The organism is Cupriavidus sp. PET2-C1 (genome assembly GCF_054515855.1).
This window is the reverse complement of sequence record NZ_JBTNRJ010000003.1, coordinates 797006-811704: the sequence shown is the minus strand read 5'-3', so window position 1 is coordinate 811704 and position 14699 is coordinate 797006. Positions and strand designations below refer to the sequence as shown.

The window sequence follows — 14699 nt, the reverse complement described above, 5'->3', positions numbered from 1 at the left end:
TTGGTTCCATGGTCAACGCTGATTGGTTGTGCGTTCATCACTGTCGTCTCCCTCGAGCAGGATGCGGGCATCGAGGATGCCGACGCCATCGGGATAGGCCAGCACGGGATTCAGATCCAGTTCCGCAATCTCAGGAAAGGCAGTACAGAGATCCGAGATACCGAGCATCAGGCGAACGAGCGCTTCCTTGTCTACCGGCGGCGCACCTCGCACGCCGTCTAGAATTCTGCTGGCACGGATCTCCGACAGCATGCTTCTTGCATCATCTTCCGATAGCGGTAGGGAGCGAAACACAACATCCTTCAAGACCTCAACCAACACGCCGCCAAGACCGAACATCATGACCGGGCCATAGCTCGAGTCGCGCACGACGCCGACAATGACTTCGACGCCCCCCTTCGGCGCCATCGGCGTCACTAGAACGCCGGTGATGTCGGGATCCACGCCATGCATGAGGCTATAGTGCCGGCCACTTTGCAGGATGTCTGCATAGGCTTGCCGCACTCCGGCTTCGTCCGCGACGTTCAGTTTGACGCCCCCGGCATCAGTCTTGTGGACAATGTCGCGTGACACCACCTTGATAGCGACGGGAACTTTGCCCAACGCTTCGAATGCGCTGACTGCTCGGTCGGCACTTCCCGCGAGGATTGCTTTCGCCATCATTTGCACGCCTGAGGCCTCGAGGGCCTGACGGGCCTCATGCTCAAGCACGCCTGTGCGGGATTCCTCTCGACATTTTTGGAGAACCGCCTCGAAAGCTGGGGCTCGAGTGTGACCCGCATCGTTCGACGCCGCACGTTTGCGCCTTGCCTCACCAAACTCAGCGAGTGCTTGCAAGCACCGCACTGCGAGCTCCAGCGAATCGTAGACGGGAATTCCCGCCTCTCGGATACGGGTGAGGGGCTGGGGACGCAGATCAGCGTAAAGCGACCCATATAAACTGTGAACCAGCACAGGCTTCTGTGACAGGTGATGCAGCTCCGCGATCCTATCCGACGTTTCCATCTCCACCGGAGTCAGCGTGCTCGAGAACCGGACGCCGTAGCCACCGAAGAGGCCGGTGATAATAAGGCCGTCGACGCTCGAATCCTGCAGCAGGATACGTGCACAATCCGCGAATATGGCCGGATTCGAGTCGGTGCCACCGGCGACATCCACCGGGTTGGCCACCGCTGCGGCCGGCGGGAGGATGGCAGCCAGAGCTTGCTTGGTAATCTCGGACAGCGGGGCGAGTTCGAGCCCGTGTTCAGTCAACGCATCGGCAGCGATCGTTGCATGGCCGCCGCCGTCCGCGAGCACGGCGACGCGCCGCGATTTCAGCGGGGTGAGCAGCGAAAGCGCTTCTGCCAGCGAAAGAATCTCATCCGATTTGCGCGCGAGAATTGCGCCAGCCTGGCGAAGCACGCCTTCACTGACGGCGTAGTCGCCCGCCAGCGCTCCAGTATGTGACTGTGCGGAGCTGCGACCGGCGCTAGTCCGACCAGACTTGTAAATTACAACCGGCTTCTCTCGCGCGACACGTCGCAGCGTATCCAGGAAGCGCTGCCCATCTTTCATCCCCTCGACATAGGCGATGATCGCGCTGGTATTGGTGTCGTCCCGGAAGTACTCCAAGTACTCATGAAAGCGAATGTCGGATTCGTTGCCGATACCGACGTAGGTCGACAAGCCAACCTGGCCATTTGCCTGCGCCTCGGTCACCAGCGACAGCGCCATGTTGCCCGACTGCGAAAGCAAGCCGATGCCACCTGCCTTCAGATGGGAAAATCCGACGATGTTGCTTGCCGCATGCGTATTGAAGATTCCGGAAGTATTGGGGCCAATAATCCGCACGCCCGCTTTGCGCGCTTCGGCCACCATGCGATCCTGCAGGGCCTTGCCTTCCGCTCCGGCCTCCGCAAAGCCGCCAGCCAGGACGACGGCGCCCTTCACACCCTTCCTTCCACATTGCGCGATGACGTCCGGAAGGGTCTTAGCCGGCGTGCAGATGAGCGCCAAGTCGATGTGACCAGGGATAGCCTCAAGAGATGAGTAGACATCGAGGCCAAGAATTGAGACCTCCTTGGGGTTCACCGGAAAGATCTCGCCTTTGAAACCATCGTCCAACAGCTTCTGAATGGACCGAAATCCTCGTTTCGTCGGATCTTTGGACGCGCCGACGATTGCGATCGAGGTGGGATAGAAGATGGGGTGTAGTGCGTGCACGTTCACTCTCCCCTGAACGCCGGAGCACGCTTTTCAGCGAAGGCATCAACGCCTTCCTGCCAGTCCTTGGTGGTGCTCACAAAGGTCATGCCCTCCAACTCGGCGAGCAAGGCGGCATCGAGCGTGCGTTCTGCAGCGAAGTTCAGTTGCTGTTTCGCCAATTCCATGGAGAGCGGCGCCTTCGTCGTAAGTTGTCGTGCGAACTCGCGCGCGCTTTCGAGAAAACCCTCGTCCGACAGCACACGATTGGCCAGCCCAATTCGCGCAGCTTCTGCACCGTTGATGCGCTCACCCAGGAATACCAACTCTCGCGCTTTGGCCAAGCCGACCAATCGGGGCAGCAGGTAGGTCACGCCACCACCCAGGAAGTTGCCAATACTGATCTCTGGGAGTCCAAGTTGGGCACTCTCAGCCATTAGGACAAAGTCGGACGCAATGGCGATTTCGGCCCCCGCCCCCAAGGCAAAACCGTTGACCGCAGCGACGACGGGGAGCTTCATCGTAAGCAGACGCTTACAAACCGCCTGCTCTCCTGCCAAGTATTGCCGACGGTCGAATGCGGTGCGCCCCGCCTTATGCTCCTTCAGATCGGCCCCGACGCAGAACGCACGACCTTCGCCTGAAATCAGAACCACGCGGACGTCGCGGTCGGCCTCGGCCAGTACAAGTGCCTCGTTCAGTTCATTGTAGAGTTGCTGCGTTACCGCATTCAGCCGATGGGGACGATTAAGCCGGATTTCAGCAATGCCGTCGGCTTTCGAAAAGAGGATGGTGTCAAAGCTCATTGCGTTTCCAGACTATTAGTTTGTTACGTGACGGGAAAGGACCCTTCCAGTAGCACCTAACTCAACCCGAATGTTTCTTTTAACTATTCAAAGCAACATATGTTTCATGATAGATGGCCAGCCATGTCTTGTCAAAACGAAATCTGACTATTGGAGGCAGGCCCGCGTTTACCCTGACGCACAGAGCACCGTTTGCGTATCCAATGCGCTTCGCAGAGAGCGTGCAAGGCCTGAGGCCATCTCAGTCGCGTGCGCAACGCCCGTTCGTGCCACTGGGCAAGGTACTGCGATGATCGGCGTGTGATCGCGGTAGTACAGATCACGCATACACGGGGGTGTTAGCGGTATCGCTCGAACTGGCAGCCGCGAAGTGGAAAGTTGCGTTACACGACGGACAGAGCGGGCAACCCCCGATACACACCCTCGCGCAGCCGCAGGCCGCAGCCCGGTTACAGGTCGTGCTGGTCCTGTTCGAACATCAGAAGCACAAGTGGTCGCTCCCAGCCGATGTCCGGTCGCCGTGAGTTACGAAGCCGGCCATGCGTTCTGGATTTGTCGCGCTCTGCGGGCACGCGGGATCGACTACCTATGTCGTCGATCCCGCTAACATTCCGGTCGAGCGCCATCAGCGACTGGCCAAGACCGGCCGCCTAGATGCGATCAAGCTCGTGGTTAACGTGCGCGCGTGGCTGCGCGGCGAGCGCGACCGCATGCATGTGGTTCGCGTACCATCTCCCCAGGATGAAGCGTCGCGCCAACTCATGCGCGATCGCGGGGAACTGCAGGAGGAAGTGCTGCAGCATTCCAACCGGATGCGCAAAACTGCTGGCCACACTCGGTTGCTGGGATGACGTCGACAGCAAGGCCTTCGCCGACCGACTTGGCTGTGGCGACGAGCTCTGCCACGTCGGCGCGCCGCTGCCGACTGTGCACGAGCGGCTGCTGCGTGAATCCGAACGGTTGGCGCTGGCCGAGCACCAAGCGCGGTGCTGGAGAAGACCCGACAAGCAAACCTGCCGGCACCCGCGCGCAAGCGAGTTGAGGCACTGGCCCGCCTAAAGGGAATTGGCGACGTGAGCCGTCACGCCTCGCACTCGAACTCTTCTAGGGGGACTTCAGCAATCGGTGCCTGGTGGGTGCCTGCGTTGGCCTCGTGCCCCAGCCCTACGACAGCGGCGAGAGCCAGATAGACCAAAGGAATAAGCAAACAAGGTAACTGGCGCGTCCGCGCCCTACTGATCGAGATGGCGTGGTGCTGGCTCCGCTATCAGCCCGACAGCGCGAGGACGCGCAGGTTTAACCAGACCACGCAGGGCACGGAACCGAAATTGCCGAGAACGGCGAATCGCGATCGTTGCGGTCGCCCGCCCGGTCGCGATAGCGCTGTGGCGCTATCTAAACCTGGCTGTCGTGCTCGCGCGACCACGAGAAGGATCGTCGCCATGGGAACGAACGTGGACCGATGGCCAGCAAGACGTCAAGCGATCGTTGGCGGGCGGACGGCCGCAGGTCCGGTGCTGTATGGCGTGCGCGACGACGACACGGAGCAGACGCAGTCCTTCCTATGGGTTCGCCTCCAGCAGACCGTGAAACGGCGCCCGCGCCGGCGATGCGGGGAAATAATCCATACTCCAGTGAGAACATGGTTAGCTGCGATAACCGCGGTCGCGGTCGTCGTCCCTTCGGGCAAGGCTGGAAAAACATGTCCGCAACGGGACGCGGCGCCGCCCTGGGTCGCGCTGCCCAGGAACGAAAGCAGTTGACGGAACATCATGTGGCGATCGGGATGGGCCTGCCATCCCTGCAAGTCGGGCGAGACCTCAGTACCGTACTGCTCGGCCAGAAACGCCTGGATCTCGCGCGCGGTCATGCCGCCGGCATACATGGCGATGATCTTGTCGTCGAAACCGGTGAAGCGCTGCTCGTGTTTGGGAATCAGGATTGGATCGAAGCTGCCGTCACGGTCGCGTGGAATATCGGCCCGCAGCGGACCCAGCACGGTCTTGGCGCTCTTGCCGTTGCGGTGGTTGGCCGGCCCGCCGGGCGCTCCGCGCCGCGGGTAGCCCAAATGATGACCGAGTTCGGCACCCCAGGCTCGCTCGATTACGGCCTTCTTGAACGCCATCGAGGTGTCCTGAACTGCCTCGGCAGCAATGGGCGATTAGGGTCTCGGGGATGGCATGTATGCCACGCAAAACCAAGACGAGCCAAGCCGCGGATCGTGAACTGCCAACCCGAACGCGAGCAAGCGCCCATGGGCGCGCGACTCACGCCCCCGCGCTCACAAGGCTTCCTGCCGGATTGGCCCTATGAAGGTCTGCGCCTTGGTCTCGTTGAGCAGGAATAACGCTTGCGCCCACCATCGTCACCGCGGCGAAGGCCGCCAAGGCAAGAAAGTTGTCTGAGCTGCTCCAGGCACTGGCCAGGTACAGCGCCGATTAGAGAATAAACTCGGTAGCCGCCCAGCATGGGCCAGTGCACGGGCGCGGCCGTCGCTAGCTTACGCATGCAAGCGCGTTCCATCGCCGCTGGACTACGGCTTGGAAGTCAGATCGAAGCCCTCTAATCAGGATGCCGTTAGTCGCGGTCTGTGCAACCGCGGCACGAATTGGGGGGCGACCGATCGCGCAACATTGCCAGCGTAGGGAACTGCCCATTGACAGAACGGCGAGCCACTGGACTTGTGGGCAACTTCCGCTCGATTGGCTCCGGGCACGATCAATCGGAAACGGCGGTGCTTGATCTGTTGGCCATCATGCCCGAGACGAGGCCGTCGCATTGGACAAAGAGCCGGCGCGCATGGAATGGCATAGCTGTATGCACGTGTGACAGCGCTGCGAGGCGGCAGCCTTCGGACACATGGCGCGAGGCCCTCGCTCATGCGCCGACCGGTCACGCTATATTGCGCCACCGTCCGCCGAGGGATCGGCTCCGCTCCGGTAGGTGCCGGGCTTCACTTGCTCGACGAGGTTGACAATACCTAGGTGCTTTCTGGCATCGTATTCCGTGGGATCAAGCATAAATCCCCGACTGACGAGGTGTCGCTGCACGCTCTCAGGCATGTCACGATGGATGCGAACCTTCCCATCTTTGGGGAATAAGCGCGGCAGCATCATCAGCTCAGCCATGTCGCCGGGGCGCCCAAGACCTAGCTTTAGGAAAAGCAGAAAGGTCAAAGCCCCAAAGATTCTCTCGCTGCCGGCCGCTCCCATCGCCAGCCAGGGTCTGCCGTCGCGCTCAACGATCAATGGAGACATCTCAGTTACGTCGTGGGTCTGGCCGGTAAACAGCTGCCTCGATTTCATGGCATAGCTGTAGGCAAGACCAGCACCGAACCAAGCGCGCTTAGAACCAAACCACGGCCCCATAGACGTCGTGAAGGAGAGAAAGTCGTCGTTTTCAGCGAACGCAAATGCATTTGTGTTCTTATCATCCGTCTTGCTGCCTTCGCCTTGGAAGTATGTGCGCGCAAGATCGGCCCATAAATCCGAGCTCGGAGAGGCCAGTAGGTTACGCACGCGGCTCGCGATTGACTGGCTCTCGCTCTCGAGATTGATTTCGACCGATGGGTTAGACGTCTTAGGCCTGAGCGAGCCCACCTTAAATGGGATCCGGTCCAGCACTAAGATTGTTGACAGCAGGTAGGCCTCCATGGCGGTCTCCAGCGTTGAGAGCGCGCCGGACGCCTGGAGCTTGGCGATTACGCCAGCTCCGAGCAGGGTCCAAGTTCCCCACGTCTCCAGGTTACCCGTCGCGCGCAGGAGGTATGCACGGCCATCGGTTCCGCGTAGAGCGAGTTCCTTAGGCCGACCTGCGCGTGGCCGGTTGGTCACCAGCACTTCCCTCTCCCACGGCCCCGGCCGGCGACCATATAATTCGGACCAGAAGGCCTCTTCATCCGACGCCCGGCCAAGCACCTCGAGTAACTCGCCAAGATGCGGGTTGTGTATGCTGGCCCGAACGCGGCCATTGCCATCCAGATAGATTTCCCTCAACTCCGACTGCATCTCCGAAGCCGAGCTTAGAATGGCTACGCGCAGAGCTTCTGTGGGACGAAAGCCTTGCCGAGCGATTGTTTGGGCTGGACCGAGTATTGCCTTTAGGGAAAGCTGCAGCCGTCCCGACCGACGAAGGTCGAAATAGGCTGATATATTTCCTGGAACCGGCACCGTGGAGTCTACTTCCTCGCGGATCTTGGTCGCAGCGTGAAGACAGCCGTATTCGCCTTTTATCAGATACAGACCTTGCATTCGCCCAAAGGGACTGCAGTTGGCCGGATCGACCACCCAGGCGGTCGCGAGCGCAGCCAAGTACATGTCTAGCACTCCCCCCCCCTGACGTTGAATGCGCCGAGCCGCCTCCGTCGCGATTGGATGGTTGGTCGACGCACCAAAGCCGCGGTTGGTGTGGATATGCCCCGGCAGCTCGGACAAAAAACTTCCGTCGTCCGTGACCTTTGCAACTGCATTCGTACAGGCCAATGCGCCGGCGGCAGAAAGGAAATGGCGCCGCGAAATCGTCATCGCGCACCATCCAGAGCGAAATCAGGGCGGTTGCACCCCACACAGAAATCCACCTTATTCAAGACGCGATACATGATTCTCCTCTGGGGCTGAGTTGTACGTCCCGGATTCCGTTGCTTGCTGCAACGGCCTCCGTCCGTGCTTGTTGCGTTTACAACTGCGCTTGCTCGGGCAAGCTTAGCTCATCGTCGATCGCGTGTAAACATATGTTTCACCGAAGCATACAAAGAAACACATGCTTCTAACGCAATCAAGCGGAAGGGTATCTTCACAACGGAGCTTTCGGGGTGCTGATGGCGAGTGTCCGCCAAGGCGTAGCACGACAGGCAAAGCGGCCGAGAGGGGCCGCTGTCAACCCCGAGGTGGTTGCAACCTCCCCCGGCCGCGCGTGCCACAGCTTACTTAATGAGGGGTTGCACAAGGCGCTCTGTGCTCATCAGGGTAAACGGGGGGTGGATGTACTTTGACAACATTAGCAGGCTGCTGAAGTACTCACCGCACAAGCTGCAAGACTTCCCGCTCTATGGTTGAGGTGCCGCCTATTTTTCACAATCCGGAAGCTGCGCGTCATTTCATCGATTTTTTGATGATTTGGCGGCCGTTTCTGGGCTCATTACCGCGATTACTGCAACTGCGGACGGATTTGTCCCAGCGAGCGCATGCGCACCAAGTTGTACGCGGCCATGCTCAACACAAACATCTGGTCAACTTTCTTCAGTCCGCGCACCATCACCTGACGCATGTGCCCCACGGTCTTGGCCCAGCCAAAGCCTTGTTCGATCAGCTTGCGCTTTTGCTGCGAAATGGCATACCCCCCGCTGCAGGCGATCTCATCCGGTACCGGCGAGCGTCGCCCGGAGGTGTTTTGCGCCACGTGGGGCGTGACCCTCATCTCAAGGCAAGCCTCAATGAACTCGGCCGCGTCATACCCCTTGTCCGCACCCACGGTGACTTCCACGTTCGCATCGTCGACCACCTGCCCGGGCGTCGTTGACCATGACCTTGGCGGCTTCGCGCTCTGCATGCCCGTCGGCACTTGTCACCAGCGCGCTGACCACCAGGCCGTGGCGGTTGTCGCTCAAGGTATGGCCCATGTAGCGCAACTCACTGGCGGTTTTGCCTTTACGGTAGAGCCGGGCATCGGGGTCGGTCTTGTACTGGTGCGTTTCGTTGCTACGCTTGCGACCTTTGAAGTTGCCACCATCGTTGTCTCGTCCTCGCCGTCGTTGCGTACAAAGCTCTTGTGGCCAGCCCAAGCCTGAATGAGTGTGCCGTCCACGCTGAAGTGTTCGCCGGAAAGCCAATCCTTCTTTTGCGCGATGGACAGTACTTCGTTGAAGAATTCGATCACAGCATCGTGCTTGATCAGGCGTTCGCGGTTCTTGGTGAATACGCTGGGCACCCAGACTGCATCGTCCATTGCCAGGCCAATGAACCAGCGAAACAGCAAGTTGTAGTGCGTCTGCTCCATGAGCTGACGTTCGGAGCGAACGCTGTAGAGCACCTGCAGCAGCGTGGCCCGCAACAACTTCTCAGGCGCGAGTCTCATACCCGCACCGTGGACATGCCGACTCCATTGGGCAACGATGCGCAGGACATCGAATCGCGCTCGCCATTTGATGCAAGAGACAGTGGTAGCCGCGTGTCATGCAGGAGCGACAGTAGCGGAACACTTCGCAATGGCGTCGCTGCTCGCCTGCCTCGATGAGTGCCATGTCCAGCGCTTTTGTTGGCAAGCCCAGTGCCCCTCCCGTTTGTGGAGAGCAGCATCCCTCACGACGTCACTTGGCGCCCGGGAGGGATGCGTCCATACCATCTCTTAAAACTTGTGGCGAATACCAACAGCCGCGCCGAGCATCGAGCTTTGGCCGCTGCCCAAGAAGTATCCACTCGCAAAGCTGTTCGCTGACGTATCAAAGTTCAGACCAGCATTCTTGCTATATGCCGTGGTCAGATAGACATCGGTGCGTTTCGAAAGACTATAGTCGGCAATAAACGAGATCTGCCATGGATTCTTCATATTTATGTTGCCAAACTTCTTGATGTCGTCGTAGTAGTAGGCGAGCGTCAGATCAATTCCCTGATTTAAATGATAGTTGGCGCCCGCCCAGTAAAAATCATCACGTAGAATTGTGGAACCATCGGAACCCTTGTTTCGCCCCCACCGATAGCCGGCCATCAGCTTCGCCTGCGTGCCAAAGGTATAGCTTGCGGCGGCGGCGGCTCTCTTGAAGGAGCCGATATCCCCTGCCGCGGCCAGTGTCGGGCTGTACTGGTTATAGCCGGCCATTGCGGCAAAGGGGCCAGATGCGTAGGTTACGGATGAGCCGAAGCCGGAGTCGCGACGGAACTGACCGGGAACTTCGCCATTCCCGGCAACGCCATTACCAAACGCCCAATGGGCGATGGCAGTCAAGGGGCCGAACACGCCAGTGTACTTCGCCATATTGTCGGAGCGATAGTCCGCGCCGACCTCAACCACGCTCGGCTCGTATTGCGATGCGAAGCCAGTCGGCGAAAAATTCGCCAGCGCGTCAAAGAAGCTTGTGTACTGGCGACCAAAGGTGACGGAGCCAATGGTCTTGCTATTAAGGCCGACAAATGCCTGGCGACCAAAAAGGCGCCCACCATTCAGGCTAGAGCCGGTATCAAGCGCTATTCCCCCCTCTAGAACATAGAGGGCGCTGAGACCACCACCCAGTTCTTCAGTTCCGCGCAAGCCAAAGCGCGAACCTGACAGGCCACCAGAGTTCAGGCGAAACAGCTTGGCGCCAGAACCCGTTCGGAATCCATTCGTAGCAGATGGAGTTACGGTTGAGAAATGATTTGCATACTCCAAGTTCGCATCGGCCACACCGTATAGCGTCACACTTGATTGAGCCTGCGCGGTGCCGCATGCAAGCACTGCGCACAACACTGACATTATTTTCTGACGTTTGGTTCCATGCGTCAAAATCATCCTCGACTCCTATTCCTGGTGAAATTCTTCGGGATTTATATGTGCCACTTGGTGGTGTTTTTTGCCGTCTTCACTTACGTCTTGGAATGAGGCGACATGGAAGAACTACTGCTGGTGTTTCGCCCGGAACGAGGGTAGAGCCCTACACTTCGTTTGACTCACAAAATATGTGCACATGAAACAGACAAGCGGGTCCGTGCGTTCAGTCGGCACCTGCCTCCCATACGGATGCAGCCGATCCCGTTGCACAAGCGCCAAGCGATCAACTAGTTGATATGCCAAAATGAGCGATCAAAGCGGTTTAATAAGCCTCACGACCAGCTTCGCGCGCGAAGTGGCGCTCGACGGTATTTCATGTGCCCCGGTGCCCTCTGGCTTTCGGGTAAGTAGCCCAATCCGACGAGAATGCGTGAACGGCAGTTGGATTGAATTCGCCGCCTAGCGCCCCGACAACTCTATTCCAACGTGCGGAGGCAAAACTCATATCACTCGTTGAAGTACTTCCGGATCGTCGTCAGGTCGGCGCCTTGGGACAGCGCCAGCATCAACAGGATGCGAGCCTTTTGCGGATTCAAGGTGCTGGAACCGATGCCTTCCACCTTCTTGGTCGAAAAGCCGCTGCCAGTGCGCGATGACCGCACCACAGGAAAACCCTTTTCAGTGAGTTCCAGCACCCGTTTCTTGACACTGAGCGGAAGCCCGCCGTTGCCGCTGCCCGCAATCACAAGCCCTTTTGCCCCTGCACGGAGGGCCGCATCTATCTGCTCGGTGTCCTGATCCTCGTGCATATAGATGACAGAAACCCTTGGGAATGACCTCATCCCTTCCACATTGAAGGTCGGCTTACCCTTTGGCGTAGCCGGCGAGAAGTAGAAGCGAGGCTGCGTGCCGATGAACATGCCCAGATACCCCTGCTCCGCCGCTCGAAACGTATCTACAGATGTAGTGTGAGACTTGGACGTATAGAATGCCGACCCGATCCTGTCGTTCAGTACTACCATCGCGCCCCGGTTCTCTGCATCTTTGTCGGCGGCGAGTGTCACCGCCTGCAGCAGATTCATCGGACCGTCCGCGCTGATGGCGGTGGCAGGCCGCATCGCGCCAACGATGACAACCGGTTTCGGGCCGGCGGTGGTCAGATCCAGAAAAAATGCGGTTTCTTCCAGCGTATCGGTACCGTGCGTCACCACCACACCATGCACTGCGGGGTCGGCCAGGCGTTTGTTGACCGCCTGCGCCAGGCGCAACAGGATCTCCTGGTTAATGTCGTCGCTGTTCACATTGGCGATTTGTTCCGCGGTCACCGTGGCAACGTCCTTCATTTCCGGAACGGCGTCGATCAACGACTGCACCCCCATCGTCGCCACCTGATACGTCGTCGTATCGGTACTGCTCTTTGCCGCGCCCGCGATTGTGCCCCCTGTTGCATATATGACCACACCCGGTCTTGCTTCATCTGCACGAGCCATACCGGTCACGAAGGTGCTGATGGCAAGAAGCGCGAGGATGTTTTTCTGAAGGTTCATTGAATCATCTCCAATTAGATGGGTGGGTGTTTGCCACGAGTTCTGAGATCCAGTATGAAAATGCAGTGACAGATCGTCAAATAACGAGTTTGGCCTTGCCCATACGGATTTGATATACAATCGCCGAGACAGACACCCAGAGCTGAACAGTGAACTTCAAGCAGATCGAGACCTTTCGTGCGGTCATGCTGACGCGGTCAATGACGACCGCCGCCGCGCAACTCCACACATCACAGCCCAATATCAGCCGCGTCATATCCCAACTGGAGCGGGAAACCGGCTTTCATCTGTTCGAGCGCCTCGGAGGCCGGTTGGCGCCAACCAACGAAGCCGAAGCGCTCTTCAAGGAGGTGGAGCGCGCGTTCGTGGGGCTCGACACATTGCGCGATGCAGCCCGATCCATCCGCCAGCTCGGTGCCGGCGCACTTCGCATTGGAGCCGTGCCGTCTATCGCCATGAGCATCATCCCGCAAGGCATCCTGGCATTCAGAGAGCGCCATGGAGATGTGCCAGTCACAGTGCATATCGGCACTTCGCCCACGGTAGCGAACTGGGCGGCAACGGGGTTCTGTGATGTCGGGTTGGTTTCGTATATGGTCGAGACGCCTGGCGTACGGGCCAGTCTGTGGCGTAACGAGAATGGCGTCTGCGTGGTACCCACCCAGCACCGGCTGGCGAAGAAGCGGCGAATCTTAGCTCGCGACCTGGTAGGAGAGACTTTTATCTCACTTCCGTATGGCGACGGCACGCGCGCCGCGATCGACGCGACATTCGACCCGGATGGCCGCAAGCTCACGCTCGAGATGCCTTACGCGGCGACGATCTGCACGATGGTGGGCATGGGCCTGGGCGTCAGCGTGGTGAACCCGCTAGTCGTGCGCAACCTTCGATTGCCGGGCGTGAAAGCGATTCCGTTCGAACCAGCCATCGCCTTTCCCAGCTATGTGCTGCACGCGCAACAGCGTCCTGAACCGGCAATGGCAAAGGTGTTCTTGGATTGTCTGCGGGAAATCGCTGCATCGCAGCGCTAGGCGTTCATCGAGTTTCCTGGTCATATCAAATCCGTATGGAAGTGGGAAAAATCATGATTTGACGATCTGCCATCGGATTTTCATACTGGGGTCAACGCTCTAGAGAGGATGACCAGTATGGAATCGAAAGTCAGCAAGCGTCTGACGCAACCGATCGCTCCCGAAGTTTGCGAGCACGTCTACATGCCCCGACTGCTCCGTGAATTCGAGAGCGGCTTTTCTTATCTCACAGAGATCAACCAGGCTCACCTGCTGATGCTGCACGAGACAGACCTGATGCCGACACCGATGGCATCCGCCCTGGCAAGAGCACTCCTGCAGATCGAAGCGGAAGGTCCACAAGCCGTAACACTAGATCCTGCACGCGAGGATGCCTACTTCAACTATGAGGCACGCCTGATGGAAGTGGCGGGTGCCGAAATCGGCGGCAGATTGCATTTGGCGCGCAGCCGAAACGACATCGCAGCCACGCTCGACCGTCTGCGTGCGCGAGATACCACACTTTCCCTGCTGTACTCCCTGCTTGCCGCGCGCGCCGTGGCACTTGCCAAGGCGGCCGAGCATACCGACACGGTGATGCCAGGGTATACACACCTGCAGGCCGCACAGCCGATAACCTATGGCTACTACCTTGCTGGCGTGGCTGAAGCGCTGGGCCGCGACATCACACGCTTGTTCCAGGCGCTGGCCGGACTCGATGCGTGCCCGATGGGCGCCGGCGCACTTGCGGGAACGTCGTTTCCGATCGACCCGACGTCCACGGCGCGCTGGCTCGGCTTCTCCAAATGCGTCGGGAATGCGCTGGATGCCGTGGCTTCCCGCGACTTCGCATGGGAGATTCAGTCCGCGATGACGATTGGGGCGGTCACGTGGGGCCGCGTCGCGCAGGACTTCTACGTATGGGCCACACCGGAGTTTGGGTTGATCGATTTTCCCGACAGCATCGCGGCCACGTCCAGCATCATGCCCCAGAAGAAGAACCCGGTTGTACTGGAGCACATCAAGGGTAAGGGAAGTCACCTGCTGGGCCTGTTGACGGCATCGCTAGCAGCGGTCAAGGGCAGCCATTTCACGCACACGGTCGACGGCAATCGCGAGAGCATGCGGAGCTTCTGGGAATCGGCCCAGGAATCGCTAAGCTGTATCAAACTGCTGCGCCTCGTGCTCGAGCACGCAATCCCGCTGCACGATCATATGCTCGACCGTGCAAGCCGGGACTTCTCGGCTGCAACAGACCTCGCGGACGCTCTCGTCCGGGATGCCGGTGCGTCGTTCCGGCAGGCCCACCATATTGTCGGCGCGGTGGTGCGGAACGCGCTGGACAAGCATTTGCCCGCCTGCGAAATCAGTACCGAGATGGTGGACGCCGCAGCGCTGCAGCATGCAGGCCGGAGGATCGGGCTGGACGCCAGTACGGTTGCGCGCTGCCTCGACCCGGTGCAGGCCGTAGTCGCCCGCAAAGCCATTGGCGGACCGTCGCCCGCGCGGGTGCGCGAGAACATTGCCGCACAGGAGGAGTCGCTGAGCGTCTTGCGTGACGATGTCGAGAGTCTGCGGCAGCACGTCGCCACGGCGCGGGCCTCGCTCAGGCGCGCCGTGTGCGAGCTTGCCGCACAGCCATAAGAGCTTGGCGCCCCACCGGGCGAGCCAATCGCCTTCCAATGACCGAT

7 protein-coding genes and 3 pseudogenes are annotated in these 14699 nt (G+C 59.4%); 3 read left to right on the top strand and 7 right to left on the bottom strand.

Annotated elements, in window-relative coordinates; all coding sequences use genetic code 11:
* Positions 1 to 12: 12 nt before the first annotated feature.
* Entirely contained in the window at positions 13 to 2211 is a 2199-nt protein-coding gene (locus tag ACX12D_RS37450; RefSeq protein WP_459376863.1) for an acetate--CoA ligase family protein, read from the bottom strand.
* A complete protein-coding gene (locus ACX12D_RS37445) occupies positions 2208 to 2990 on the bottom strand; it encodes an enoyl-CoA hydratase/isomerase family protein (protein ID WP_459376862.1) in 783 nt (260 codons plus the stop codon). The genes ACX12D_RS37450 and ACX12D_RS37445 overlap by 4 nt, the downstream gene beginning before the upstream one ends.
* A 335-nt stretch (positions 2991 to 3325) precedes the next feature.
* Between ACX12D_RS37445 and ACX12D_RS37440 the strand changes: the two are divergent.
* Positions 3326 to 4403 (top strand): annotated as a pseudogene (locus ACX12D_RS37440) (transposase); the annotation flags it as partial.
* A gap of 394 nt (positions 4404 to 4797) precedes the next feature.
* On the opposite strand, the pseudogene ACX12D_RS37435 reads toward ACX12D_RS37440, so the two are convergent.
* The 5 genes and pseudogenes from ACX12D_RS37435 to ACX12D_RS37415 all read right to left on the bottom strand — a co-directional run.
* Positions 4798 to 5148: pseudogene (locus ACX12D_RS37435) on the bottom strand (transposase); the annotation flags it as partial.
* 739 nt (positions 5149 to 5887) lie between these two features.
* Positions 5888 to 7513: a gamma-glutamyltransferase gene (locus ACX12D_RS37430; protein WP_459376861.1), complete on the bottom strand. Its 1626-nt coding sequence runs from the start codon at positions 7511 to 7513 to the stop codon at positions 5888 to 5890.
* A gap of 622 nt (positions 7514 to 8135) precedes the next feature.
* A pseudogene (locus ACX12D_RS37425) lies at positions 8136 to 9056 on the bottom strand (IS5 family transposase); the annotation flags it as partial.
* A gap of 276 nt (positions 9057 to 9332) precedes the next feature.
* Positions 9333 to 10472 (bottom strand): porin, encoded by a 1140-nt coding sequence (locus ACX12D_RS37420; RefSeq protein ID WP_459376860.1) that lies wholly within the window; start codon positions 10470 to 10472, stop codon positions 9333 to 9335.
* 485 nt (positions 10473 to 10957) lie between these two features.
* Positions 10958 to 11998, bottom strand: a complete 1041-nt coding sequence (locus ACX12D_RS37415; RefSeq protein ID WP_459376859.1) for an asparaginase — start codon at positions 11996 to 11998, stop codon at positions 10958 to 10960.
* 149 nt (positions 11999 to 12147) lie between these two features.
* On the opposite strand from ACX12D_RS37415, the gene ACX12D_RS37410 reads away from it, so the two are divergent.
* Together ACX12D_RS37410 and argH are read left to right on the top strand one after the other, a co-directional pair.
* Positions 12148 to 13029, top strand: coding sequence for a LysR family transcriptional regulator (locus ACX12D_RS37410; RefSeq protein WP_459376858.1), 882 nt, complete (start codon positions 12148 to 12150; stop codon positions 13027 to 13029).
* Between the two features lie 117 nt (positions 13030 to 13146).
* A complete protein-coding gene (gene argH / locus ACX12D_RS37405) occupies positions 13147 to 14652 on the top strand; it encodes an argininosuccinate lyase (RefSeq protein ID WP_459376857.1) in 1506 nt (501 codons plus the stop codon).
* Positions 14653 to 14699 lie beyond the last annotated feature (47 nt).

What these genes read in the sequence shown, in the direction of transcription:
- ACX12D_RS37445 (WP_459376862.1), bottom strand. Translation starts at nt 2,990, where the DNA reads ATGAGCTTTGACACCATCCTCTTTTCGAAAGCCGACGGCATTGCTGAA.
- ACX12D_RS37430 (WP_459376861.1), bottom strand. Translation starts at nt 7,513, where the DNA reads ATGACGATTTCGCGGCGCCATTTCCTTTCTGCCGCCGGCGCATTGGCC.
- ACX12D_RS37420 (WP_459376860.1), bottom strand. Translation starts at nt 10,472, where the DNA reads ATGATTTTGACGCATGGAACCAAACGTCAGAAAATAATGTCAGTGTTG.
- ACX12D_RS37415 (WP_459376859.1), bottom strand. Translation starts at nt 11,998, where the DNA reads ATGAACCTTCAGAAAAACATCCTCGCGCTTCTTGCCATCAGCACCTTC.
- argH (WP_459376857.1), top strand. Translation starts at nt 13,147, where the DNA reads ATGGAATCGAAAGTCAGCAAGCGTCTGACGCAACCGATCGCTCCCGAA.